The following is a 23,616-nucleotide window of genomic DNA, read 5'->3' on the forward strand; positions in this document are numbered from 1 at the left end:
TCGATGAAGCGGAATAGCTTTCTGGGGGCCGTCGTCGCCACCGCAGCGCTTGTCGTGCTGGCCGGGTGTTCGCCTTCCTCCGGCGGGGGTGACGGGAAGACCATCAAGGTCGCGTTCCAAGATTTTGGATCGGACATCATGGCCACCTTCATGGGCAAGGCCAAAACGGAGTTCGAGAAGGCCAACCCCGGTGTCAAGGTCACCCTCGTGCCGATCAAAGCGGCCGAGAACGACTATTACACCAAACTCTCGCTGATGAACCGCGCCGCTGCGACAGCGCCGGATGTCATGTCGGAAGACACCTTTCATCCGCGCTGACGCACAGGCCGGCTACCTGGCTCCGCTCGACTCCTATGTTGGCACATGGTCCGACTGGTCGAACTTCTACGACAACGCGAAGGCCGCCGGCAAGGGCGACGACGGCAAGGTGTACGGAATCCCAACCGGGACCGACACCCGCGGGCTCTGGTACAACAAGCAGATCTTCGAGAAGGCGGGCATCGCGACGCCGTTGGAGCCGAAGAGCTGGGACGACGTTCTCAGCGCTGCGAAGAAGATCAAGGCGGCAGACCCGGGCGTCATCCCGCTCAACATCTTCTCCGGCAAGGCCGCTGGTGAGGCGAGTTCGATGCAGGGCTTCGAGATGCTGCTGTACGGTGCGAGCGAGAAGGGGCTCTACGACGACAAATCGGGCAAGTGGATCACCGGCTCCAAGGCGTTCACGGCGGCGCTGGACGTGATCAAGGAGGTCTATCAGGGCGGTCTCGGCCCGGGCCCCGAGATCGCAAGCGACACGAACTACCAGAACACGATCAACAACCAGCTCATGCCGCAGGGCAAGCTGGCGATCAACCTCGACGGCTCGTGGGCGTCGAACGCCTGGCTGCCGGCAGGCGCGACGCCGTGGGCGGACTGGTCAAAGGTGATGGGCACGACGCCCATGCCGACGATGGACGGGCAGGACCCGGGCAAGATCAGCCTCTCCGGCGGCTGGACATTCTCGATGGGCGCGAAGAGCGCGGCGAAGGACACGGCCTGGAAGTTCATCGCCTTCGTTACCGACAAAGAACGGTCGCTCGAGTACAACATCAACACGGCCGGCATCCCGGTGCGGAAGGATGTGGCCGACGACCAGAAGTACAAGGAGTCCAACCCGACGTCCGAGTTCTTCTCCTCGCTGGTCGCCGTGACGAAGTTCCGACCCGCGACACCGGACTATCCGAAGATCTCGAACGGCATCCAGGTGGCGATGGAGTCTGTGATGACCGGGCAGTCCTCATCGTCCGAGGCCGCGAAAGTCTACGACGACACCGTCGTCGGGATCGTCGGTGAGGGCAAGACGCAAAAAGCGGCTCAGTAACCGTGGCTTCTACCCTCGACGCCGCCGCGCGTGGCCGGACCAGTCCGGTCCGGCCACCGCGCGAGCGGTCGAAGGAACGTTCGCGTGCCCAGGCCCGCCGCTCCCTCGCCCGGACTGTCCCCCTGGTGCCTGCCATCGGCCTGCTGGTGGTCTTCCTGCTCGGGCCCATCCTCTCTTCATTTCTATGGTTCGTTCACGAACATGTCGCTCACCGGCTCCGCGGCTGCGTCGAGCGAGTGGGTGGGGCTGCGGAACTACATCGACCTGTTCGAGAGCCCGGACTTCCCGGTCTCGGTCTGGCTGACCCTCGTCTTCCTCCTCGGCTCGGCCGTCATCGGCCAGAACGTGGTGGGGATGGCCCTGGCGCTGCTCATGCGCTCCGGCAGCCGCTGGGTCGGCGCGCTCGTCTCGACCTTTGTGGTGGGAGCGTGGGTACTGCCGGAGATCGTGGCGGCGTTCGCGTCCTACGCGTTCTTCAGCCAGCACGGCACGCTCAACGCCATCCTCGCTGTGTTCGGGATCACCGGGCCGTCGTGGCTGTTCGCCTTTCCGATGCTCTCGATCATCCTGGCGAACACCTGGCGCGGGACCGCGTTCTCGATGCTCGTGTACTCGGCGGCGTTGCAGGAGGTGCCGCCGGAGATCACCGAGGCGGCCGAGGTCGACGGTGCGAACGGCGCGAAGCGGTTCTTCCTCGTGACGCTGCCGATGATCCGCCGCAGCGTCTCGACCAACCTGATGATCATCACGCTCCAGACGCTCTCGGTCTTCACCCTCATCTACGTGATGACCGGCGGCGGCCCCGGCAACAAGAGCATGACCCTGCCGGTGCTCGCCTACCAGGAGGCGTTCAAGTTCTCCGAACTCGGCTACGGCACGGCGATCGCGACCATCCTGCTGCTCGTCGGCGCGGTCTTCGCGATCGTCTACGTGCGCGCGCTCAAGACGGAGGCGGACTCGTGAAACTGTCCTCGCCCAACGGCATCGCCCTGAAGTGGACGGCCAATGTCCTGCTCCTGCTCATCGGCATCGTATTCGTGCTGCCCCTCGTCTGGGTCGTGCTCGCCTCCTTCGACGGTGCTGCGACGCTCTCGGTCGCCTGGCCGAAAGAGTGGACGATAGAGAACTTCCACAAGGTGCTCACGCCCGAGCTGGCTTTCCTGCCGCTGTGGAACAGCCTCCTGCTCTCCGCGGGGTGCGCGATCGTCACCGTGGTCGTCGCCGTCCTCGCGGCGTATCCGCTGTCGCGCTACCGCAACCGGTTCAACCGGCCGTTCCTCTACGCCATCCTGTTCGGGATGTGTCTGCCGATCACGGCGATGATGGTGCCGGTCTACAGCCTGTTCGTGTCGCTGAACCTGATCGACTCGCTGGGCGGTACCATTCTCTTCATGGCGGCCTCGTCCCTTCCGATGGCGATCTGGATGACGAAGAATTTCGTCGACTCGGTGCCGATCTCCTTGGAGGAGGCGGCCTGGGTGGATGGCGCGTCCAGTATGAAGACGCTGTGGACAGTCGTTGTCCCCTTGGTGCGCCCCGGCATCGCCGTCGTCTTCATCTACGTGTTCGTGGCGGCGTGGGGCAACTTCTTCGTGCCCTTCGTGCTGCTGCTGAGCCCAGAGAACCAACCGGCCGCGGTGAGTATCTTCACTTTCTTCGGTCAGTACGGCGCGGTGGCGTACGGCCAGCTCGCCGCATATTCGCTTATCTACTCTGTTCCCGTCATCGCCCTCTATGTCATCGTCTCCCGCTCGCTCGGCGGCTCGTCCGCGCTCGCGGGGGCGGTGAAGGGCTGAGCTCCCCCGAGAAGGAGTTTTCCTTGTACCAGCACAACCAGCTCGCAGAGACAGGCTGCGGGTCGACCGATTCGTGCGCGAGCGTCTGACGCCCGCTCTCGAGCGCGCGGCCGTTCCGGTGACCGTCGAGGCGTGGGAGGCGCCGGATGAGCCGGTGCCGTTCGCGGAGGCTGCGGCGGCCGAGTTCGCGCCGTTCGCCGTCGGCCGTCCGTGGGGTACGGTGTGGTTCCGGGTCGCCGGGACGGTTCCGGCCGAGTGGGAGGCCGCGGCAGAGGATGTCGAACTGGTCGTGGACCTCGGGTTCACGGTGGGCCAGGCGGGTTTCCAGGCGGAGGGCCTGGTCTGGGCGACCGACGGGGCGATCCTCAAGCTTGGGTTCTAGCGGTTGTTGCAACATCTGGAGTTTCTAGGAGTTGCAAGGACCGTGTCCCGTTTAAGGCGCAGTGCGGGGAAGAGGAAGTACACCCAGGCGGAGCGTGAAGCCTTCTTCGTCATTTTCAAGGAGTCCAGGAGTACGACGATCGCGGCGAGGGAGCTAGGGTTCAACCCCGCGACGTGCGCGCAATGGGTTCGCAAGGCGGGCCTGGCTAGTCACGGCTACACCGGCGGCGGCATGAGCGCGCACCCATGCAAGGACGAGTACCTGGAGCTGCGGAGCAGCGGGCTCTCGCGCCGCGAAGCGGTGGGACGAGTCGGAATCAGCCCGAACACGGGATACCTCTGGGACAGTCGAACGGGCGACGCATTTATCCAGATGGTCGCGTGGTCGATTACAAAGACAGGGTGCCTGTCGTTGTTGATCCTGTTCAGCGGGCGTCGATGCGTTCGCTCGAAGCCGCACTCCACCCACGATTCCTCTCCCTGCAGGAGCGTGAGCTGATCCGGGACCTGACCAGGGCCGGCCTTTCGTTGTGTCGGGTCGCGGCCAAGCTTGGTCGCTCGGTGTCGACGATCAGTCGAGAGATTCGCCGGAATCAGCTTCCTGGAGAGGGCGGCTACCATCCATACGTGGCGCATCGGAAAGCGGCCAGCCGCCGACCGCGACCGAAAGCCACGAGGCTGGTCCGCAATCCGCAGCTGCGCAGTTACGTTCAACGGAAGCTGACGCTACGTTGGTCGCCGGAGCAGATCAGCCGGTCGCTGATCCGCGAGTTCCCCGGCGATGCGGAGATGCGCGTGGCGCACGAGACGATCTATCAAGCCTTCTACGTGCAGGGCCGTGGACAACTCCGCCGCGAGCTCACGATGGTGCTGCGGACCGGCCGGGCCAAGCGGAAACCGCATCGTTCTGGCGCCGCTCGCAGACATCGTTTCGCGGATCCGATGGTAATGATCTCCGACCGTCCCGCCGAAATCGAGGACCGCGCCGTTCCCGGACATTGGGAAGGCGACCTCATCATCGGCGGACACCGCAACAGCGCCATCGGCACCCTCGTGGAACGCTCCACCCGGTTCGTGATGCTGATCCATCTCCCCATCGATCGCACCGCAGAATCCGTCCGGGACGGACTGATCAGCGCCGTCAAGACACTCCCACGCGAACTCCGTCGCTCGATCACCTGGGACCAGGGCTCGGAAATGGCAGCTCACAAGTCGTTCACGATAGCCACCGACATCCCGGTCTACTTCTGCGACCCCGCGAGTCCCTGGCAACGCGGCAGCAACGAGAACACCAACGGACTCCTTCGCCAATACTTCCCCAAGGGAAAGGGAACAGACCTCGCCCGATTCACCGCAACCGACCTGACGAACGTCGCCCACGAGCTCAACACCCGCCCACGCAAAACGCTCGGCTGGGAAACCCCAGCCGAACGCCTCGCTAAACTACTCGCCAGCTAATCGTCGTGTTGCAACAACCACTGGAATCCGCCCAGGCGCTCGAGCTCTGCAACTCTTATGTCCGGCTCCACGCCGCTCCCGGGGAGTCCTTCGAGCTGTTCGTCGAAGCGGCGGCCAACCCGGATGTCGGCTCCGACTGGTCCTTCCGGCCCACTCTGGTCGGCCGCAAGTCCACCGCGGCGCAGGAGCCGATCTACACGCTCCGGCGAGTGGATGTCGTGCATCGCGACCGCGAGGTGTGGGAGCTGGTGCAGGACGTCTCCACGGTGCAGGAGCTCGACGCGGTTCTCCCCGAGACTTCTCCGCGCCGGGCGGCTCTGTTCGCTGCGCTGGAGGATGCGGTGGAGGCCGTCGATCCGTTCGCGGTCGCGAGCACCGCATCCCGTGGCCGCGCGTCGCTCGCCGGGGTGCTGGCCTCGCCCGCGGCGGCGACCGCCCACAGGGTGTTCGCCGTCGGGCACGCCCACATCGACTCGGCGTGGCTGTGGCCGGTGCGCGAGACGATCCGCAAGTGTGCGCGGACGTTCTCGAATGTGCTCGACCTGATGGACCAGGACCCGGACTTCGTGTTCGCCTGCTCGTCCGCCCAGCAGTTCGAGTGGATGCAGCGGTTCTACCCCGAGCTCTTCGAGCGCATCCGCCGCCGCGTCGCCGAGGGCCGGTTCGTCCCCGTGGGCGGCATGTGGGTGGAGTCGGACACGAACCTCCCCGGTTCGGAGGCGATGGCCCGTCGTGGAGGGCAAGCGCTTCTTTCAGGAGCAGCTCGGCGTGGAGCCGCTGGAGGTCTGGCTGCCCGACTCGTTCGGCTACTCGGGCGCGTTGCCGCAGATCGCGCGCGCGGCCGGGATGCAGAGCTTCCTCACGCAGAAGATCTCGTGGAATGAGGTGAACAAGTTCCCGCACCACACCTTCCAGTGGGAGGGCATCGACGGGATCCGGATCTTCACGCACTTCCCGCCGGTGGACACCTACAACTCCATTCTCTCGGGCGCGGAGCTGGCGCACGCCGAGCGGAACTTCGCGGACAAGGGCCGCGCGAACACGTCGCTGGTCCCCTTCGGCTTCGGTGACGGTGGCGGCGGGCCGACCCGCGAGATGGTCGCGGCTGCGAAACGCGCCGCCGACCTTGAGGGTTCGCCGCGCGTCCGGGTGGCCTCGCCGGCCGACTTCTTCGCGGCTGCGCGCGCCGAGTTCGATCCAGCGCCGGTGTGGGCAGGTGAGCTGTACCTTGAGTTCCACCGTGGGACGTACACCTCGCAGGTGCGCACCAAACAGGGCAACCGGCGAAGCGAGGCGCTGCTGCACGAAGCCGAACTGTGGGCGGCGACGGCCGCGGTCCGGACCGGGGTCGAGTACCCGGCTGAGGAACTCCGGGAGGCGTGGCGGACGGTGCTGTTGCAGCAGTTCCACGACATCCTGCCCGGTTCGTCGATCGGCTGGGTTCACGATCAGGCTGTCGAGAACTACGCGCTGGTCGCACGGTCGCTGGAGGGGATCATCGACCGCTCGCTCTCGGCGCTGGGCGGCGGATTCCGGCTGATCAACGACCGCATCGCGGTGACGGTGGACGCCGACGGCCTCATCCCCTCGATCGTGGATGCGGCGACCGGCCGCGAGGTCCTGCCACCCGGGTCGCGCGCCAATCTGCTCCAGCTCTTCCGGGACACCCCCGTCCAGTGGGACGACTGGGATGTCGATATCGACTATCGCCTCTCCGGCGAGGACCTCACGGTGCTGGAGTCGATGGAGGTCGCCGCCCATTTCCGGGTCTTCTCTGGCGCGAGGGACGGGGATATCACCGAAGCGGAGTATGCCGAGGCAGAACGGCTCGTGCGGGAGAAATTCGGCACCGACGAGTGGCTCTATCGCGTGCCTTGATGCGGGTGCCGTCAATTCGTGAATCCGCTGTGAACCTGCCGAGACCTGCAGGGAATCTCCGTTATCCTTGATGAGTGGATTTCTGGGTCCTGATCGCGGTCGGAGCGATCGTGGCTGCAATCGTCGTGGCCGTGAAGCTGGGTTTCATCGACCTCTCGGACAAGTCCCGCCGTGGCTCGGGGACTATCAGCGGTGCGGTTGGCGGCTCGTTCGACGAGATCTTCGCACCGGCTCGGCACGAGGCCCAGCAGGAGCTGGACCGGCACTCGCTGCTGCCTGCGCCGGCGCCGCTTGCCGGTGGCGAGGGGGGCACAGGCCTCTGGGAGGGCGGCAAGATCCGCCTCGACCTCGGTGCGGCCGGCCGCGGTCAGCGCGCCGAGGGCCGCACGCCCGGCGACTCGGGGCGCGCCCGCCTCCCCCCATCGCGGCGGTACACCCGGGGCTAGGGTGTACCCGGCTACCACCAACCTGACGGCCGGGCCTGGCTAGGTGTGATGTCCAGGGAGGTTGTTGTCGATTCTGCTAATGGGTGGGGCTCTGATGGCGGAGTGGTGCTGGTGATGATTGTAGAAGTGGGGCCAGCCGGGGAGTGCTTCTCGTCGTTCGGCCTCTGAACCATAGAACCGGGCGTAGGCCCAGCCGTCGGCGAGTGTGCGGTGGAAGCGTTCGATCTTCCCGTTGGTCTGTGGTCGGTATGGTCGGGTCTTCTTCGCCCTGATCCCGAGCTCTGTGCAGGCGTCTCGCCAGGCGTAGGACTTGTAGGCGGAGCCGTTGTCCGAGAGGACGAGTTCGACGCTGACATCCCGGTCGGCGAACCAGGCGACAGCACGCCGCAGGACACCGATCGCGGTGTCCGCCTTCTCGTCGGAGCAGATCTCGGCGTAGGCGACGCGGGAGTGGTCGTCGATGATCGTGTCCCACTCGACCGGAACGCCGTGACACCCGGAGGATGCCCCAGCCGAGCGCCACGGACACCTGCCACGGCGTCGCGAGCGTGATGCCCCAGGCTCCGGCGTCCAGCTGGCGCTGCCAGAGCTCGCGGTTCATCGTGGTCTTGCCGTGCGGCGCGATGCCGACACTCAGCGGCCTCGCGGCACCAGGCCGCCATCGTCGTGAGATTGTGGGCGACCGCCGCTTCGCTGAGAGTGACCAGCGGAGTCGGGAATCCGGCGAGCGGCGGCCGACGCTCGCCGAGGGCGGCGACATCGACGGCGGCGTAGCCGAGCGGGGCGGCTTTGTACTCCTCCACACTGTTCCTTCGGTGTGTTGCGCATGTTGCAATGCTCGTTGCATATAGTGTTCCCTCCTGTATAGCATGATTCCGTACGAATCGCGAAAGGGGAGCCGGTATGGAGGCGACCGCCGAACAGCCGAGAGCCGGAGTGCCAAGAACGGGACTTCTGGCGACCATCGGCGAAGCGATGGTCGTGCTGTACCCGGAGGACCGCCGCCCGCTGGCCGAAGCGCACACTTACGCCTCCGCTGTGGGCGGAGCAGAGTACAACGTGGCGACCAGCCTCGCCCGCCTCGGTCTGCCGACCGCTTGGATCTCACGGCTCGGAGCGGACGGTCTGGGCGACCGCATCCTCAAGACCGCCAACGAGGCGGGGGTCGACACCTCCGCCGTGGAACGCGACGAGCTGCGCCCGACCGGCCTGTACCTCAAGGAGACGAGCGACGGGCCCGACGGCGTCCGCACCCGGATGCGCTACTACCGCCGGGACTCCGCTGCGGCGGCCCTCTCGAACGGTCTGCTGCGCTCCGCTCCGGCCGCCGATCTCCTCGGCCGGGCCTCGATCGTCCACACCTCTGGGATCACCCCCGCGCTGTCGGCATCCGCCGCCGAGGCGATGAGCGACCTGCGCTCGGCCATCGGACCGCAGACGATCGTGAGCGTCGACCTCAACCACCGGCCCTTGCTCTGGGCCGGCCGCGAAACCGAACCGCTGGACGCCCTGATCGGCCAGGCGGACATCCTGCTCCTCGGCCGCGACGAAGCCGAGGCTTACGCGGGCCACGCCGACCCCGAGCGTTTCTTCGCCGCGAATCCCCGCCTCGGCGTCCTGGTGGTGAAGGACGATGCACGCCGTGCCTCGGTGTACCGGCGAGACGGCGGCGAGACGCACGTCCCCTGCCTCACGGTGGAGGTCGTCGAACCCGTCGGGGCCGGCGACGCCTTCGCCTCCGGCTTCCTGTGCGGTCTCGCCGAAGGGCGCGACGACGCCTCCGCGCTGCGGCTCGGGCACGCCCTCGCCGCGCTCACCCTGATCGGGCACGGCGACCGGCCGCTCACCGTCCCGGACAACGCCCAGCGCGACCGGATCGCCGCCGTGCCGGAGACCGAGTGGGCCGGCTGGAGCGTCCGCCCGGGTGAAATCCCGTGGAACGGGGCGTGAGCCAATCCGTCGGGCGGGCGCTCGACCTGCTCGACCTGGTCTCAAGCGGAGTCGCCACCCTGGACGCGATGGCCGCCGAGATCGGCGTCCACAAGTCCACCGTGCTGCGCCTGCTGCAGACGATGGAGCAGCGGGGCTATGTGGGGCGCGACAGCAACCACCGCTACCACATCGGCCGCACCGTTTTCGCGCTCGCGTCGGCGGCGCAGGAGTCGCAGGATGTCCGGGCCACGGCGGCTCCGCACCTCCGCGCCCTCGCCGCCGAGACCGGTCAGACCGTCCACCTCGCCACCTACGCGGACGGCGTCGTGACCTACATCGACAAGATGGAGTCGCGTCAGCCGCTGCGCATGTACTCGCGGGTCGGTCTCCCCGCGGCGCTGCACGCGACCGCCGTCGGTAAAGTGCTGCTCAGCGCTCTGGACCCGGCCGAACGCCAGAGCATCGCCGCCGGTGTGCCGTACGAGCGCTACACGGATCGCACGATCGCGGGACCGGACGAGTTGCTCGCGGAAGTCGCCCGCACGGCCGGGCGCGGCTGGGCGGAGGACCACGAGGAGCACGAGACGTTCATGAACTGCGTCGGCGCGCCTGTGTTCGGACCGGATGGCCGCATCGCCGCGGCGGTCTCCCTCTCCGTGCCGAACGTCGTGCTGCCCTACGCGGACGTGCTCGGCCTGCTCCCGGCGCTGCTGGACACGACCGCCCGGATCTCCGCAGAACTCGGCGCGCACCCCGACGACCTCCCGCAACCCGTTCTCCCGCCCTCCGACCTCCCCCGCTGAAAGGAAACACCATGACCGACCGCATCGCCCTCTCCACCACCGACGCCCCCGCGCCCGCGCACACCTTCTCGCAGGGAGTGAAACGCGGACCCTTCGTCCAGGTCTCCGGACAGGGCCCGGTCGACCCGGTCACGAACGAGTACCTCCACCCCGGCGATGTGCGGGCTCAGACGGTCCGGACGCTGCAGAATGTGGAGGCCATCCTCGCGACCGGCGACGCCACCTTCGACGACGTCATGATGCTGCGCGTCTACCTGACGACGCGCGACGACTTCGCGGCCATGAACGAGGCGTACGGCGACTTCGTCGGATCTCGGGTCACCACCGGTGTGCTGCCCTCTCGCACGACGGTGTTCACCGGACTGCCGCGCGAGGATATGCTGGTGGAGATCGACGCGATCGCCCTCACCGACTGAATTCGCGACGGCCCGGCCCGCCGTCCTCCACGCGGCGGCGGCCCGGCCGTTCTCGAACGGCACGAGTCCGCTGCGTCCCGGACTGCGCGACACCCCAGGTGGTACGTTTCGCTTGTGAGCCGAATCGTCGCCGTGGCGCCCGTTCTCCCCGCTCGGTCGTACGGCCAGGGCGAGATCACCGCAGCGCTGCTCGGGATGATCACCGACGACCCGGCCCGGCAGGCGGTGATGCGTCGCATCCACGCGGCCAGCGGCGTGGAGAGCCGCAGTCTCATCATGCCGCTGGAATGGTACCGCTCGCTCGCCTCCTTCCGGGAGGCGAACGACTTCTTCATCGCCGAGGGCGCCTCCCTCGCTGCGCGCGCCGTGACCCAGGCGCTCGAGACCGCAGGCCTGACCGCCACCGATGTCGACTACCTGCTCTTCACCTCCGTGACCGGCATCGCCGCCCCCTCCATCGACGCCCAGCTGGTCCAGCGGCTCGGGATGCGCTCCGACATCAAGCGCCTGCCGAGCTTCGGACTGGGCTGTGTCGCGGGCGCCTCCGGGCTGGCCCGAGTGAACGACTATCTGGCCGGGCATCCCGAGGAGATCGCCGTCCTGCTCTCGGTCGAACTCTGCTCGCTCACGGTGCAAGCCCGGGACGACTCGATGGCCAACATCGTCGCAAGCGGCCTCTTCGGCGACGGGGCCGCAGCCGTCGTCGTGGCCGGGGACCGCCGCGCCGCCCGGCTGGGCCTCCCCGGGCCGGAAATCGTCGACACCCGCAGCCGCATCTACCCGGACACGGCGGATGTGATCGGCTGGGACATCGGCGGCACCGGCTTCCGGATCGTCCTCAGCGCCGGTGTTCCGGAGGTGATCGACCGGCACTTCGCCGACGACGCCCGCGGGCTTCTCGCCGCGCACGGGCTCACCGAGAGATGTCGCCGCGTGGGCCGCGCATCCCGGCGGACCGAAAATCCTGGAGGCGTTCTCACGGGCTCTCGACCTGCCCGACGGCGCGCTCGCTCGCACGGGTCGGCAACCTGTCGTCGGCAGCGGTGCTGCACGTCCTCGCGGAGCAGCTGGACGCCCACCCGCCGGGCACGGTCGGGCTGCTGTTCGCCCTCGGTCCGGGGGTCACGAGTGAGCTGGTGCTGCTGCGCTGGGCGGCGGGGGACGCCGCCGGGGCGGGCGGCCCCAGGCTCCCCGCGAGCGGGGCAGCCGCATGATCGGGGCGGCGCCATGATCGCGTATTGCCTTCTCATCCTCGCCACCGGCGCCGAGCGTCTCGCGGAACTCGTCGTCTCCGCCCGCAACGCACGCTGGTCTTTCGCCCGCGGCGGTGTCGAGTTCGGCCGCCGCCACTTCCCGCCGATGGTGGCCCTGCACACCGGCCTGCTGCTCGCCTGCTTCGCCGAGGCGTGGTTCCTCGACCGGCCGTTCCTGCCGTGGCTGGGCTGGCCGATGCTCGCGCTCGTCCTCGCCAGTCAGTCTCTCCGGTGGTGGTGCATCGCCGCACTCGGACCGCGCTGGAACACCCGCGTCATCGTCATCCACGACCTCCCGCTCGTCGCGCGCGGGCCTTACCGCTGGCTGAAGCATCCCAACTACCTCGCGGTCGTGGTCGAGGGATTCGCGCTTCCGCTCGTGCATTCCGCGTGGATCACCGCACTCGCGTTCACGGCGCTGAACGCCGTCCTGCTTGCCGGCTACCGCATCCCCTGTGAGAACAGCGCTCTCGCGGACGTCGTCCGTGGCACGACCGTGAGCGATGCCGGCCTGATCGTCGTCGGCGGCGGACCGGTGGGGCTCGCCTGCGCGATCGAAGCCCGCCTGCTCGGGATGGATGTGCTGGTGGTCGAACCGCGCAGCGCGCCGATCGACAAAGCGTGCGGCGAGGGTCTCATGCCCGGCTCCCTCGCCGCACTGCACCGCCTCGGCGTCGACCCGCCGGGGCGGACCCTCGCCGGTATCGCCTACCTCGATGCCGCTTCGCGAGCCGAGCACCGGTTCAAGGAGCGTCCTGGGCGCGGTGTGCGGCGGACCGCGCTGCACTCGGCCTTGGCCGCGCGCGCCGCCGAACTCGGGACTCACACACTCCACGATCGTGTCACCGGCGTTACGAGCGCCTCCTCGGGAACGATGCTCACCCTCGGGCGCGAGCGCTCCACGCTCTCGGCGCCCTGGGTCATCGCCGCCGACGGCCTGCACTCGCCACTGCGCCGCCTGCTCGAACTCGGCGGACGCCCCCAGCCGGAGTCCCGCCGTCGCTTCGGCGTCCGCCGCCACTACACCGTCGAACCGTGGACCGATCTCGTGGAAGTACACTGGTCCCCCACCGCGGAGGTGTATGTGACTCCCGTGGACGATCGCACCATCGGCGTGGCGGTTCTCGGGCCCCGCCCCCTCGACCAGGAAGCCATCATCAGCACCGTTCCGGCTCTTGCCGCTCATTTGGATGGCGCGCCGCCTGCCAGCGATCCGCGCGGTGCGGGCCCCCTGCTGCAACGCTCGCGTACACGCACCTCCGGTCGCGTGCTCCTCGTCGGAGACGCCTCGGGATACGTCGACGCCCTCACCGGAGAGGGGATGCGCGTCGGCTTCGCACAGGCACGCGCGGCCGTCGCCGCCATACGTTCAGGGGATTCCAGGCAGTACGAACGCGCCTGGCGAACCAGTACGAAAGACTTCAGAACACTGACCACCGGACTCGTCATCGCGGCCCGTTCGCGGCTCCGGCCGCGCATCGTCCCGACCGCCGCCGCAAGGCCCGCGCTGTTCGGCGCGATCGTGGAACGATTGTCACAGTAATAACACCCGACACTCGAAAGGGTGACTTTTTCTGGAACAACCCGTATAGTATCTGGAACTAGACATTACCACATGCAATATTTTGCGAGGTCCCCCATGAATCCGAACACAGAGGCGATTACGGTAGTCGAGTCACCGGCGTCTGCCGCGCCCGCGTCGTCGGAATTCCGCGTCGCGCCAACCACCGTCGCGGGCACGACGACGACGGCAAAGAGAACGACGATCACCTTCTATCTGAGCGAAGGGCTCAGAAACAGGGCGCGCGCCGCCTACCGCTCCACGTCCTTCGAGGAGAAGGACAGCAGCTGGTCCGAGATGCTCAACAAGGCTCTCCTCGCCGAGGTCGAACGCCGCGAAGCCGCCTACAACGACGGCGAGAAGTTCACCGGCACCGACGAGCCCCTCTCTCCCGGAAGGCCCATCGGGTTCTGACGGGTACTGGACGTCCCGCTGTGGCCCCCCGTCACCCCCACTGCGACACACACTGCTGACAGCAACGCGGAGCCCAACCCGAACGATGGCTCGCCCCCACGGCTCGCCGATATCGCTGCCCTCCGCGCGACGGCCGAAGCACACTCGGACGATCGACGGTCCGCTCTGGTGCGCGGGGAGTTCCAGGGCGTATAACGGTGGCATGGCCGACGCGATCACGATCTGGATCGACCGCTATCGGCGCGCCTGGGAGTCGAACGACCCCGAGGACATCCGGTACCTCTTCACCGAGGACGCGAGTTACCGCACGGAGCCGTTCGCGGAACCCTGGGTCGGCCACCTCGAAATCGTCGAGGGCTGGCTGGACGCTCAGGACGATCCCGGAGCGGCCGAGTTCGGCTGGCGGCTGGCCGGCAAGGACGGATCGACCTACTTCGTGGAAGGCGTGACCGACTACCGCGACGGTCCGACCTACAGCAACCTGTGGGTGATCGCGCTGGCTCCGGACGGGCGCGCCGAGGAGTTCACAGAGTGGTGGATGGAGCAGGAGGTGTAGGCGCTACAGCCAGCCCGCCCAGCCACAGTCCCAGCCCCGCTGCGCCCAGCGCGAGAAACATCATCCCGACGCCGGTTAACAGAGCTGCCCGGTACTGCCGCTGCTGTGCGAGCCTCACGGCCTCGTAGCTCGCGGTCGAGAACGTCGTGTATCCGCCGATGAACCCGGTGCCCAGGATCGCCCGCCACTCCGGCGGCAGCCCGTGCCCGAGCGCGAGCGCCGTCACCAGTCCGAGCACGAAGGAGCCGGTGACGTTGATCGCCGTCGTGCCCAGGGGAAAGCTCACGGGCGCCCGGCTGCGCAGCACACCGTCGAGGACGAGTCGCGCGACCGCGCCGAGCCCACCGGCGATCGCGACCGCCAGCACGACCAGCGGCGTCACGCGCTCACCCCGCGGCGGCATCCGATCGCCGCCCCCAGCGCGATTCCCGCGAGGTATGCGGCGGCCCCGATCGCGATGGTCGCGGCCGCGTACAGGATGCCGCCGCCCACGTTCGACGCGACGATCAGCCCATCGGTGTCCACCGCGAACGCGCTGTAGGTCGTGAACCCGCCGAGAACTCCGGTGCCGGCGAAGAGGCGCACATCCCGACGTCGCCCCTCATCGGGACCGCGCAGCGCCAGCGACTCGAGCAACCAGCCGAGGACGAACGCGCCGATGACATTGATCACAAACGTGATCACCGAGATGACCGCGACCGTCGGCGCCGCCGCCGAGAGCAGAGCGCGGGCGGCCGTGCCGAGAGCGCCGCCGACGAAGACGAGCAGCATGGAACGCCCGTGCAAGTGAACGGGAAACGAGGACCTCCTGGACAAACAGATTCCACCCTTCGGAGAGAAGCGCAGGAACTATCAGCGGCCATCACGGTTCGGTCAGCGCCCCGGCGAGATCCATCGCCGCAGAGCCACTATACCGGTCGGCCCTCCCACGGCAGCTTCTCACCGCCGGAGATCGGGGCCAGCGGCACCACGACCACGGGCCGGTGCTGCCGGTGCGCGAGGTGCGCGGCGACGTAACCGGTGAAGAACTCGCGCACGCTGCCGCAGAGGCCGGCCTCGCGGGTCCCGACCACGATGTAGCGGGCATCCACCTCGTCCGCGAGACAGGCCAGCGCCCAGGCGGGGTCGCCCGCAAGCTGCCGCAGGGCGAACGGGACGCGGCAGCCCTCCAGAGTCTCCCGGATGCGCTGTTCCAGCTCCGCGTCGAACGCCTCCTCGCCGGCCTCGGGAAGGTCCGGGTCGAACGGCAGCGCGACAACGGTGCCGTCCACGCCGTTCGGCACGAGGTAGCGGGTGGGATCGACATTTGCGCAGACCAGCGGAACGCCGAGGTCGCCGGCGAGCCGGGCGGCCTGCTCCAGGACTATCACGGGCTGACCGGGGACGACCGCCACGACGATGACGCCGGAACCGGCGCTGCCTTTGCCGCTCATACCCCTAGTGTGTACCATTCGCGGCCGGCTGGCCGGGCCCTTCCTGTGGCCGCGGTGCTGGGGTACGGTCGGGCGGTGGGGAGACGGCCACGGGAAGGAAGCCGAGATGACCGACCGGCCGACGGCGATCGACAGGAAAGCCGCGCTCCCCCGCGAACGACGGTACACGACACGAGGGCTACGCTCGCTTCCCACACTAATGAAGGCCGCGCTGGACCAGCTGAAGCGCCTCGCCTCCGCCGAACTCGCGCTGTTCAAGGCGGAGATGGCCGCGAAGGCGAAAGCCGCCGGGATCGGCGCGGGGCTTCTCGCCGGCGCGCTGGTCTTCGCGTTCTTCGCAACCGGGGTGCTCATTGCCGCGGCAGTGCTCGCTTTCGCACTCATCGTTCCCGGCTGGCTGGCTGCGCTGATCGTGGCGGGCCTCCTGATCGCGGTCGCCGCGCTCGCGGCGCTGGTCGGCCGCGCTGCTCTGAAGCGTGGGCTGCCGCCGGTGGCAGACGACATCGGCTCCGAACTGAAGGCCGACGCGCAGGCACTGAGAAAGGAGAGCGTCCGTGAGCCCGGCCAAAGGAATCAACACACTCAAGCTGGAGCTCGAGGAGACCCGGGAGGAACTCGCGGGAACCCTCGACGACCTCTTCGCGACACTCAACCCGCGCGTGCAGATCCGCTCGCACCCGATGGTTGCGATGGTCCTGTTCGCCGGGTTGCTCGGCGGAGCGGCAACGCTGCTGTACCAGAGCGTCGCGCGTGAGCGCTGATCGGCCGCGGACCGCGGTTCCGCACGGGCGGCTGCCCTGGGGCCACATCCTGAAGCGCACCCTCCGCTCGTTCGGCCGGGACGCCTGCACCGACCTCGCCGCGGGCCTCACATACTTCGGCGTTCTGGCGCTCTTCCCGGCGCTCATCGCACTGGTCAGCGTCCTGGGTCTGGTCGGACAGAGCAAGACCGGGATCGACGCGCTGTTCGGGATGGCCGACCAGCTGGCGCCCGGGATGCTGGATGTCGCTCACGGTCCGATCGAAGCGCTCTCCACCTCGCCGGCGACGGGCTGGGGTCTGGTCATCGGCATCGTGGGCGCCCTCTGGTCGGCGTCCGGGTACGTCGGTGGCTTCGGCCGCGCGCTCAACCGGGTCTATGGCGTCGAGGAGGGCCGCTCGGCGTTCGTTCTGCGACCGGTCCAGCTGGGTGTGACCGTCGCGGCGGTGGCACTGGTGGCGATCGTGGCCGTCGTGCTGGTGGTGTCCGGTCCGATCGCCCGCACAATCGGCGGGGCGATCGGGCTGGGTGATGCGGCGCAGACCGCGTGGGAGATCCTGCGCTGGCCGGCCGTGGCCGTCGCGCTGGTCGTTCTGGTCGCCCTGCTCTACTCGGCGACGCCGAACGTGAAGCGGCCCGGGTTCCGCTGGTTGACCGCCGGGTCGTTCACGGCGATCGTCCTGCTCGGCGTCGCCTCGGTCCTGTTCGCTTTCTACGTCGCGAATGTCGGCAGCTACGACAAAACCTACGGCGCGCTCGCCGGCGTCATCGTATTCCTGCTGTGGATCTGGATCGCCAACGTCGCGCTCCTCCTCGGCGCCGAACTCGACTCGGAGATCGAGCGCGCGCGCCAACTGATCGCGGGCGAAGAGGCGGAGCGCCGGCTCCTCCTGCCGCTGAAGTCCGACGCGGCGATCGCGAAGGCACGGGATGCCGAGGCCGGCGAGATCCTCGCCGCCCGCGAGATCAGGCGGCGCTCCCGCGGCAGCGTATCTGGGCAGACCCGTTCGACGCGGACGGCTGAGGGGAACCGCTAGCCGTAGCGGAGCGTCGCGCCCTGAGCCTTGAGGAAGTCGATGTGCAGATGATCGCAGGAGTCGCTGAACGGCTGGAAAGCACCGAGGCGGATCGAGGGACGGCACTCGATCTGGCCGAGGCCGGTTCCGGACGGGACCAGCGGGTCCAGGATTTTGATGAGCTGGATGGACTTCGCATCGCCGCCGGTGAGCGGTGAGCCGTTGAGGAGGTAGAAGTCGAGGGCGTGGCCGCCGCCATCCGTGTAGTGGGCGGACTCTGTTCCCGCGCCCTCGATCTGACCGGTGCAGCGACGGTTGATGTCGCTGACGCCCGCCTGAGCGAAGTGGTCGAGCGCGATGGAGATGGCCTGGAGCACACGGTAGTCGACACCGCAGCCGGGGACAGCCTTGCCTGCGGCGAGGTTCGCGATCTCCGGGAGGTGGTTCGGCGTCGAACCGACCAGACGACCGGAAGCCACAGCGCCCATGAGCTGAATGGCGAGCGCCTGGACGCTCGGCGAGACGGTGCTGTTTGTGGTGGAGGTCAGCGTCTGCGGCGCCTCCGAGATGCCGAGGGTGTCGCGGGAGACGAGCTGGGCAGCCGTGTCCCCGCCGGCGAGCGTTTGCACGGCGAGCGCGGTGCGGGCCGCGCCGACGGCCGAGCCTTCGCCGGTCGTGGCGTAGGCGGGCAGCGCGGCGGTTCCGAAGAACGCGGCCAGAGCGAGGACGACGACCGTCTTGGAGCTCCAGCGGCGGGTGCGCGAAGGGGGATGAGCCGGTTGCGACGCACTGACACGCCGCGGCCCGGCCACCCGGGCAGCCTTGCGGGACGGGAGCGCAGCCGCTGCTGTCGCGACGGCGGGCGACAGCGTCGCGACGAGGCGCTCACGAACGGGGCGTCCACGTCCCTTGGCGCGCTCGGCCGCCCGTGCGGTGCGACGGCTGAACGACTCGGGAGCCGCGGGTGCGACGGCGGGGATCGCCGGTGCGCCGGTGGCCGCGTGCCCAGCAGGCTCAGCAGCCTCTTCGAGCGCAGCGATCAGATCCTCAGCCGAGGCGGCGTGCTGAACCGGGGCGGCGATCAGCGGATTCCGCTGGCCGGCATCCCTCCTCACGGGTCCGCGAAAACCGCGGCGAGGCCGCAGAGATTCCGGTGACTGGGGCAATCGGCTTCCTGAGGGCGGTTCAGAGGAAAGCACCGAGCGGAGCGGAGTGCTTCGCATCCCTTTCTACCGCATTCGCCTGGGCGTTGTCTCTATGCAAACGAATGCGTCCGGATCGGAGAAGCCGGCGAGGGGCGCTTCGCACATGTTCGGGTCACGCAGAAGCGCCCATCCCGGTGGTGTCGGATCGCTGGATTCCGATAAAAAGAAAATACCGATGCTCACGCATCCAGTCCGGAGCGGGTACGGCTGATACGACACAGCGGCGACCGCGAAGGGCTAGGGGATGGCGACCGCCAACTCAACGCGCCCCGCCTCTTCGCGGAGCACGACCGCGCCGTGCTCCGCGAGCTGACGGAGTCCGATCCCCGGCCCCGCCTCGGTGAGCACGCCCCCAGAGGTGACGACCACAGCGACACCGGCTGGCCCCTGCGGTCGGACCTCCAGGGTGACCTGGGTTCCGTCCCCATGCCGCACAGCGTTCGCCAGGCCCTCCGAAATCGCATCGACCACGGTCTCCGCCCGCACCGGATCGCGCAGCCGATCCCAGACCTCGGCGCCGATCTCCACCCGCAGGGAGATGGCCGACCCCCAGCTCTCCACCAGCGCGGAGATCCGCTCGGCGGGGTCCGGCTCCGGACGCGGCACGAGCAGTTCGGCGCGAATGCGTTCAACCACGGCGCGCAGCTCGCCGGAGGCGTCCTCTCCGTCACTGGTCCCGAGCGCGAGCGCCGCAGCGATCAGCTCCGCCTGCACACCGGAGTGCAGCAGGCGCGCGAGCGTGGACCGCTCGTGATCGTAGGCGGCGCGCAGCTCGGCGGCCGTCCCCACCTTGAGCTGGACGGCTGCCTCCAGCTCGCCCTGATCCTGCCGGATGCGGGACGAGAGCGAAGCGACGAGCGAGACCCCGAGGCCGAAGATCGCATACGTCCCCGCCTCGAACCAGACGAGCCGCGGGTGGGTGCCGATGCCCTGCACGACCAGCATCATCGTGGCCGCGAGCAGCGTCCCGATCGCCAGGTAGCCGAGCAGCAGCACAACGATCCGCAGCGCCGGCGCGGTCGCCTCGACCAGCCAAGCGAGCAGGTTGTTGCCCACCCACACTGCCACCAGCCCCGTCCCGAGCAGCAGAACGGACCCCGGCCCGAACAGCTGCAGTCCGAACGGCGTGACCAGCGCCGTGTAAACGAGCGCGAGCAGGAACGGCGGAGCGGCGTGCAGATGCCCCAGCACGGAAGCGCCCCAGTCGCGGCGGCGCACCCGGATTTCCCCTTCTCCCGGCGCCGGCGCCGGCTCTGCACTGTCGTAGAGCCGGTGGCTCGCCGGCCGGACGACCTGCTCGGCGAGGCCGCGCAGCAGCCGCGCCGCATCGGGAGGGCTGATGCCGTCCTGCTCCGCCGTGTCAGCCGCCTCCTGTAGATGGTCGAGCACCGCTTCCACCGCCGAGTGGCGCAGCTCGCGGAAACGCTCTACGGCGCGCTCCGCGTCCACCGCCGATGCCCGCTGAGCAGCGCGGAGCCGTCGGTAGACACCCAAGTGGTCGCGCACAAGGTCGACGACGACGGCGATCAGCGCGAAAAGCGTGACGGTCATGACGCTGCTGATCAGGATGCGGCCTTGCAAATTCCCGGGCTGCACGTCGATGTCGAGCACCGCCCCAGACACGAGAAAGAGGAGCGGCCGCAAAACGCCGATCGCCGCGAAGATCAGGAAGACGACCAAGACGCGCACCCAGCCACGGATCACCCGCAGCACGGCGTTCCCCTCGAGCAGCAACGCGCCCACGACCGCATGGACCAGCGACGCCACAGCCGTGACGGCCCAAGCGTCGCCGGTGACGTACTGAAGCCCAGACATCACGGTCAGCGCGAAGGGCACCGTGACCAGCCAGGTCCACCAGGTGATCGCAGCGGGACCCGTCGCCCGGGCGATGAGCCGACGGGCACGCACAGCGCCAAGCTTTCTCATAGGCCGCTGCCGGCGTCCCCGAAGGTCAGCGTGTACAGAGTGGCGGCAGCGAAACGCGGGGCGGTCCGTTCGCCGGCGGACAGTCCGAGCGTCTGGAAGACGCGCTCCACGCTCTTCTCCACGGCGCGCACCGAGACACCGCGGCGGCGGGCGATCTCCGCGTTGGTCAGACCCGCGGCGAGCAGCCGTGTGGTCTCCAGCTGAGCGGGGCTGAGCCGGAGGAGGACGGCTTGCGCACCGGTACGAGGCTCGACGCGCGAGACCGGACGGTCCGCGAGAACCGAGTCGGCCGCATCCACCAGCTCATCGACGGAGTCGATCGCGGCCTTGTTGACGAACGAAGCTCCCTCGACCGTGCCCCTCTCTGCGGCGGCGGCGGCCTCGCGCGACAGATTGGAGAGGAACAGGACAGCGATGTGCGGCGCTCGCTCGCGGAGGATGGTCGCCAGCTCGACGCCGTTGGGCCGCACCCTGAGATCGATGTCGGTCACGAGAAGGTCCGGGTCGAACTCGTCGGCGGAGGCGAGCGCTTCGGCGGCGGAGCCGAACGAGGATGCCTCGAAGCCGCGCTGACGGAAGGCATCGGCGACGAGCGAGCGCATCAGGGCATGGTCCTCCACCACCAGCACTCTCCTGCGCCACACTTCCGCCACCACGCTCGCCACACTAGCCCGGCTGGGGGAAACGCGCTGCCTCCACTCCCCACCCCTTTTCGGGTCCGGCGAGCGCAACGGGATCGTGCGCAGGCGACCCGCCCCGGACATGACACGGCCCGGGGCGGGGCGGCTCACCCGCGGCTGAAACGCAGGGTGACGAGTTCGAAGGGACGGGGGGTGAGCGTCGCTTCCGCGGCGCCGAGCTCGCGTTCGAGCAGGTCGGTGCGCTGAATCCCCCGGTGCGGAAATCCCGCCGCGACCGTCGTCGTCGCGCGGGCTCCGCGGGACTCGTAGAGATGCACGATGACGTCCCCCGAACCGTCCTCGGCCAGTTTGACCGTCTAGATCACCGCGGCAGACGAACTCGAAACCGCCAGCGGCTCCACCCCGACCGTCGCCGGGCGCGGCGGGAGGTTCAGCCGGTAGCCCTGCTCGATGGCGGTCTCCACCCCTCCGACGACGATCGCGCTGCGCAGGGTGTGCTCGCCCTGGTCGGTCTCCGGATCGGGGAAGACCGGAGCGCGCAGCAGTGTCTGCCGCACCAGAGAGTACGTGCCGCCGCCCTCGCGCTCATGAAGGGTGATGTCATGGCCATATGTGGCGTCGTTCGCGATACCCACCCCGAAACCGCTCTCGCCGACATGCACCCAGCGGTGCGCGCTCGTCTCGAAACGGGCGACATCCCAGCTCGTATTGGTGTGGGTAGGGCGTTCCAGGTGGCCGAACTGGATCTCGGAGCGGGCCGAGGCCGTGTGGACGTCCACGGGGAAGGCGAGCTTCAGCATCCGCATCAGCTGCGTGCTGCGCATCGCCCAGGGCTCGGCCACGGCGGCGATCGTCATCACGGCCGGCATCATGCAGCCGGTCGTCATGGCCGGGGACTTCTCGCAGCCGCAGCTCGCGCTGATCGGCATCGCCATCGCGGCCGGCTCCATCATCCTCTCGCATGTCAACGACGGCGGGTTCTGGATCGTGCAGCGCTACTTCAACATGACGGTTCCGCAGACGCTGCTGACCTGGACGGTGCTGGAGACCATCCTCTCGATAGTCTGCTTCGGGATGGTCGCGCTGCTGTGGGTGTTCGTGGCCTGAGGCGCGCGCCCGTAGCCGGGTGCCGGAAAAGGGAGGAAACTCCCGCCCATCGAGGCGGAGTGTCCTCCCTTTTCCGGCACAGCTGGGGGTCGGGGTGGCGCGGTGTGGGGGTCAGCCCTGGGCGGTGCGCACGACCGCGACCAGCGGCTCGTACAGCGCGTCGCCCGGCTCGACGCCCATGACCTCGGTCACGATGCCGCCAGGCTCCGTCTTTCGCAGCAGCTGCTGCAGCTCGGCGCTCTGGCTGTCCCCGGGCAGGTCGAAGCGGAGCGCCGCCCCGACCGCGGCGAGAAGGGCGGAGGGGGCGCCGCCGACGTACCGGGCGTAGTCGGAGGCCGGGCCGATGAAGCGGTCGTTGCGCCCGAGCTTTCGCAGCGGCTCGCGGCCGACGCGGGTCACCTCGTCCACCAGGTGCGGATTGCGGAACCGGTTCAGGATCTTCGCGCGGTACTCGGCGAGCTCCTCCGGGTCGAGGCCGTGCTTCGCGGTCAGCGCAGCGGAGGTCTCCTCCAGCACCGCCTCCACCGTCGCCAGCACCGACGGCTTGGCGATGGCTTCGCTGATCGTGGCCGCACCCTCCAGAAAGCCGGTGTACGCCGTGGTCGCGTGGCCAGTGTTCACGGTGAACAGCTTGCGCTCGATGTACGGGCCCAGCGAGTCCACGAAGTGCGCACCCGGGATGGGCGGCTCCGCACCCGCGAACGGGCTGCGGTCCACGACCCACTCGAAGAACGCCTCGACGGTGACATCCACCCCGGAGGCGGGGTCCTGGGCGGGCACGATCCGGTCGACGGCGGTGTTCGCGAACACGGCGCGGGCGGCCAGCTCGTCGCGGGTGTCGCCGTCCTGCAGGCCGTCCATCAGCTCGGCGGCCAGGAGGTCGGTCGCGCCGATCGCGTTCTCGCAGGCCATGACGACCAGGCGCGGGGCGCCGGACGCCCGGGCCCCGAGGCCGCGGGCGATGACCGGGGCGACGAAACGCAGGATGCGCGGCCCGACCGCGGTGGTGACCACGTCGGCGGTCGCGATCTCGCCGACCAGCTCATCCTCCGCGGTCGCGCTGTTGAGGGCGCGGAACCCGGTGACGGTCTTCGTGACCGTCTCGTCGCCGACGAGACGCACATCGTACGAGTCCGCTGCGGCCAGCGCCTCGATCAGCTCGGCGTTGACGTCGGCGAAGACGACCTCGTACCCGGCTTCGTGGAGCAGCAGCCCCACGAAGCCGCGGCCGATGTTCCCCGCGCCGAAATGGACGGCCTTCATCGTTCTTGTCC

Annotated in this window: 24 protein-coding genes, 7 pseudogenes and 1 riboswitch; of the genes and pseudogenes, 21 read left to right on the forward strand and 10 right to left on the reverse strand. The window is 68.7% G+C overall.

What is annotated here, in order from left to right:
- Positions 1-3: 3 nt before the first annotated feature.
- The 9 genes and pseudogenes from LXX_RS16400 (at position 4) to LXX_RS00295 (ending at position 7,319) form a co-directional block, all read left to right on the forward strand.
- On the forward strand, positions 4-318 hold the full coding sequence (locus LXX_RS16400) for an extracellular solute-binding protein (protein ID WP_370558456.1): 315 nt from the start codon (positions 4-6) through the stop codon (positions 316-318).
- Positions 284-1,360 (forward strand): extracellular solute-binding protein, encoded by a 1,077-nt coding sequence (locus tag LXX_RS00265; RefSeq protein ID WP_370558457.1) that lies wholly within the window; start codon positions 284-286, stop codon positions 1,358-1,360. Before LXX_RS16400 ends, LXX_RS00265 begins: the two co-directional genes overlap by 35 nt.
- A gap of 2 nt (positions 1,361-1,362) precedes the next feature.
- Positions 1,363-2,323, forward strand: a pseudogene (locus LXX_RS00270) (carbohydrate ABC transporter permease).
- Positions 2,320-3,156: a carbohydrate ABC transporter permease gene (locus LXX_RS00275; protein WP_011185156.1), complete on the forward strand. Its 837-nt coding sequence runs from the start codon at positions 2,320-2,322 to the stop codon at positions 3,154-3,156. Before LXX_RS00270 ends, LXX_RS00275 begins: the two are co-directional and overlap by 4 nt.
- A gap of 73 nt (positions 3,157-3,229) precedes the next feature.
- A complete protein-coding gene (locus LXX_RS00280) occupies positions 3,230-3,538 on the forward strand; it encodes a hypothetical protein (protein WP_041766818.1) in 309 nt (102 codons plus the stop codon).
- 42 nt (positions 3,539-3,580) lie between these two features.
- Positions 3,581-4,036: a transposase gene (locus LXX_RS16405; protein ID WP_223227607.1), complete on the forward strand. Its 456-nt coding sequence runs from the start codon at positions 3,581-3,583 to the stop codon at positions 4,034-4,036.
- A complete protein-coding gene (locus LXX_RS00285; RefSeq protein WP_223227743.1) occupies positions 3,976-4,995 on the forward strand; it encodes an IS30 family transposase in 1,020 nt (339 codons plus the stop codon). Before LXX_RS16405 ends, LXX_RS00285 begins: the two co-directional genes overlap by 61 nt.
- A 32-nt stretch (positions 4,996-5,027) precedes the next feature.
- Positions 5,028-6,747, forward strand: a pseudogene (locus LXX_RS00290) (alpha-mannosidase); the annotation flags it as partial.
- Between the two features lie 200 nt (positions 6,748-6,947).
- The gene (locus LXX_RS00295) at positions 6,948-7,319 is read left to right on the forward strand and encodes a hypothetical protein (protein ID WP_011185158.1); all 372 of its coding nucleotides are present in this window, start codon (positions 6,948-6,950) and stop codon (positions 7,317-7,319) included.
- Positions 7,320-7,358: 39 nt separating this feature from the next.
- Here the strand turns inward: LXX_RS00295 and LXX_RS13080 are convergent.
- Positions 7,359-7,787: pseudogene (locus tag LXX_RS13080) on the reverse strand (IS481-like element ISLxx4 family transposase); the annotation flags it as partial.
- A gap of 468 nt (positions 7,788-8,255) precedes the next feature.
- On the opposite strand from LXX_RS13080, the gene LXX_RS00300 reads away from it, so the two are divergent.
- The 8 genes and pseudogenes from LXX_RS00300 to LXX_RS00330 all read left to right on the forward strand — a co-directional run bounded on the left by LXX_RS00300 (position 8,256) and on the right by LXX_RS00330 (position 14,254).
- Positions 8,256-9,269, forward strand: a complete 1,014-nt coding sequence (locus tag LXX_RS00300) for a sugar kinase (RefSeq protein ID WP_041767991.1) — start codon at positions 8,256-8,258, stop codon at positions 9,267-9,269.
- On the forward strand, positions 9,266-10,054 hold the full coding sequence (locus LXX_RS00305) for an IclR family transcriptional regulator (protein ID WP_011185160.1): 789 nt from the start codon (positions 9,266-9,268) through the stop codon (positions 10,052-10,054). Before LXX_RS00300 ends, LXX_RS00305 begins: the two co-directional genes overlap by 4 nt.
- Before the next feature lie 11 nt (positions 10,055-10,065).
- On the forward strand, positions 10,066-10,470 hold the full coding sequence (locus LXX_RS00310) for a RidA family protein (protein WP_011185161.1): 405 nt from the start codon (positions 10,066-10,068) through the stop codon (positions 10,468-10,470).
- 276 nt (positions 10,471-10,746) lie between these two features.
- Positions 10,747-11,133 (forward strand): annotated as a pseudogene (locus tag LXX_RS16410) (type III polyketide synthase); the annotation flags it as partial.
- A 564-nt stretch (positions 11,134-11,697) separates the two neighbouring features.
- Positions 11,698-12,204: pseudogene (locus LXX_RS16025) on the forward strand (isoprenylcysteine carboxyl methyltransferase family protein); the annotation flags it as partial.
- A gap of 45 nt (positions 12,205-12,249) precedes the next feature.
- Positions 12,250-13,266, forward strand: a pseudogene (locus tag LXX_RS00320) (NAD(P)/FAD-dependent oxidoreductase); the annotation flags it as partial.
- 96 nt (positions 13,267-13,362) lie between these two features.
- Positions 13,363-13,698, forward strand: a complete 336-nt coding sequence (locus LXX_RS00325; protein ID WP_176714751.1) for a ParB family protein — start codon at positions 13,363-13,365, stop codon at positions 13,696-13,698.
- Between the two features lie 202 nt (positions 13,699-13,900).
- Entirely contained in the window at positions 13,901-14,254 is a 354-nt protein-coding gene (locus LXX_RS00330; RefSeq protein WP_041766820.1) for a nuclear transport factor 2 family protein, read from the forward strand.
- On the opposite strand, the gene crcB is transcribed toward LXX_RS00330, so the two are convergent.
- From crcB to LXX_RS00345, 3 genes are all read right to left on the reverse strand, one after another.
- Positions 14,223-14,636 (reverse strand): fluoride efflux transporter CrcB, encoded by a 414-nt coding sequence (gene crcB / locus LXX_RS00335; RefSeq protein WP_011185165.1) that lies wholly within the window; start codon positions 14,634-14,636, stop codon positions 14,223-14,225. The two genes, LXX_RS00330 and crcB, sit on opposite strands and share 32 nt — an antisense overlap.
- Positions 14,633-15,025 carry a fluoride efflux transporter FluC gene (locus LXX_RS00340; RefSeq protein WP_223227669.1) on the reverse strand — a complete coding sequence of 131 codons (393 nt, stop codon included), beginning with the start codon at positions 15,023-15,025 and terminating at the stop codon, positions 14,633-14,635. Before LXX_RS00340 ends, crcB begins: the two co-directional genes overlap by 4 nt.
- A 65-nt stretch (positions 15,026-15,090) precedes the next feature.
- Positions 15,091-15,162: riboswitch (Fluoride riboswitch) on the reverse strand.
- Positions 15,163-15,687: a universal stress protein gene (locus LXX_RS00345; protein ID WP_041766823.1), complete on the reverse strand. Its 525-nt coding sequence runs from the start codon at positions 15,685-15,687 to the stop codon at positions 15,163-15,165. It abuts the riboswitch before it with no gap.
- A gap of 199 nt (positions 15,688-15,886) precedes the next feature.
- Between LXX_RS00345 and LXX_RS00350 the strand changes: the two are divergent.
- The 3 genes and pseudogenes from LXX_RS00350 to LXX_RS00355 form a co-directional block, all read left to right on the forward strand.
- Positions 15,887-16,168: pseudogene (locus LXX_RS00350) on the forward strand (phage holin family protein); the annotation flags it as partial.
- Positions 16,169-16,241: 73 nt separating this feature from the next.
- The gene (locus tag LXX_RS13085) at positions 16,242-16,448 is read left to right on the forward strand and encodes a DUF3618 domain-containing protein (protein ID WP_068981816.1); all 207 of its coding nucleotides are present in this window, start codon (positions 16,242-16,244) and stop codon (positions 16,446-16,448) included.
- Complete coding sequence (locus LXX_RS00355; RefSeq protein WP_011185169.1) at positions 16,438-17,484, forward strand: YihY/virulence factor BrkB family protein; 1,047 nt, start codon at positions 16,438-16,440, stop codon at positions 17,482-17,484. Before LXX_RS13085 ends, LXX_RS00355 begins: the two co-directional genes overlap by 11 nt.
- Here LXX_RS00355 and LXX_RS00360 read toward each other — a convergent pair.
- The 5 genes from LXX_RS00360 to LXX_RS15005 all read right to left on the reverse strand — a co-directional run bounded on the left by LXX_RS00360 (position 17,481) and on the right by LXX_RS15005 (position 22,077).
- Positions 17,481-18,578 carry a hypothetical protein gene (locus LXX_RS00360; RefSeq protein ID WP_223227670.1) on the reverse strand — a complete coding sequence of 366 codons (1,098 nt, stop codon included), beginning with the start codon at positions 18,576-18,578 and terminating at the stop codon, positions 17,481-17,483. The two genes, LXX_RS00355 and LXX_RS00360, sit on opposite strands and share 4 nt — an antisense overlap.
- Before the next feature lie 327 nt (positions 18,579-18,905).
- Positions 18,906-20,576: a hypothetical protein gene (locus LXX_RS00365; protein ID WP_223227671.1), complete on the reverse strand. Its 1,671-nt coding sequence runs from the start codon at positions 20,574-20,576 to the stop codon at positions 18,906-18,908.
- A 14-nt stretch (positions 20,577-20,590) separates the two neighbouring features.
- Positions 20,591-21,217, reverse strand: a complete 627-nt coding sequence (locus LXX_RS00370; protein ID WP_262967457.1) for a response regulator — start codon at positions 21,215-21,217, stop codon at positions 20,591-20,593.
- A gap of 164 nt (positions 21,218-21,381) precedes the next feature.
- Positions 21,382-21,582: a glycosyl hydrolase-related protein gene (locus LXX_RS14695; protein WP_223227787.1), complete on the reverse strand. Its 201-nt coding sequence runs from the start codon at positions 21,580-21,582 to the stop codon at positions 21,382-21,384.
- A 9-nt stretch (positions 21,583-21,591) separates the two neighbouring features.
- Positions 21,592-22,077 (reverse strand): glycoside hydrolase family 38 C-terminal domain-containing protein, encoded by a 486-nt coding sequence (locus tag LXX_RS15005; protein WP_223227672.1) that lies wholly within the window; start codon positions 22,075-22,077, stop codon positions 21,592-21,594.
- Here LXX_RS15005 and LXX_RS15010 point away from each other — a divergent pair.
- Positions 22,049-22,342, forward strand: a complete 294-nt coding sequence (locus LXX_RS15010) for a hypothetical protein (RefSeq protein WP_041766829.1) — start codon at positions 22,049-22,051, stop codon at positions 22,340-22,342. The genes LXX_RS15005 and LXX_RS15010 overlap by 29 nt on opposite strands.
- A 111-nt stretch (positions 22,343-22,453) precedes the next feature.
- Here the strand turns inward: LXX_RS15010 and LXX_RS00385 are convergent, their stop codons facing one another.
- Complete coding sequence (locus LXX_RS00385; RefSeq protein WP_011185173.1) at positions 22,454-23,605, reverse strand: mannitol-1-phosphate 5-dehydrogenase; 1,152 nt, start codon at positions 23,603-23,605, stop codon at positions 22,454-22,456.
- Positions 23,606-23,616 lie beyond the last annotated feature (11 nt).

Origin of the sequence: Leifsonia xyli subsp. xyli str. CTCB07 (assembly GCF_000007665.1) — a bacterium.
Classification (GTDB): domain Bacteria; phylum Actinomycetota; class Actinomycetes; order Actinomycetales; family Microbacteriaceae; genus Leifsonia; species Leifsonia xyli_C.

Bases quoted from the DNA above. Each gene is read 5' to 3' on its own strand.
- LXX_RS00310 (WP_011185161.1), top strand. From the start codon at position 10,066: ATGACCGACCGCATCGCCCTCTCCACCACCGACGCCCCCGCGCCCGCG.
- LXX_RS00285 (WP_223227743.1), top strand. From the start codon at position 3,976: ATGCGTTCGCTCGAAGCCGCACTCCACCCACGATTCCTCTCCCTGCAG.
- LXX_RS00340 (WP_223227669.1), bottom strand. From the start codon at position 15,025: ATGCTGCTCGTCTTCGTCGGCGGCGCTCTCGGCACGGCCGCCCGCGCT.
- LXX_RS00325 (WP_176714751.1), top strand. From the start codon at position 13,363: ATGAATCCGAACACAGAGGCGATTACGGTAGTCGAGTCACCGGCGTCT.
- LXX_RS00330 (WP_041766820.1), top strand. From the start codon at position 13,901: ATGGCCGACGCGATCACGATCTGGATCGACCGCTATCGGCGCGCCTGG.
- LXX_RS16400 (WP_370558456.1), top strand. From the start codon at position 4: ATGAAGCGGAATAGCTTTCTGGGGGCCGTCGTCGCCACCGCAGCGCTT.
- LXX_RS00265 (WP_370558457.1), top strand. From the start codon at position 284: ATGTCATGTCGGAAGACACCTTTCATCCGCGCTGACGCACAGGCCGGC.
- LXX_RS00345 (WP_041766823.1), bottom strand. From the start codon at position 15,687: ATGAGCGGCAAAGGCAGCGCCGGTTCCGGCGTCATCGTCGTGGCGGTC.
- LXX_RS00385 (WP_011185173.1), bottom strand. From the start codon at position 23,605: ATGAAGGCCGTCCATTTCGGCGCGGGGAACATCGGCCGCGGCTTCGTG.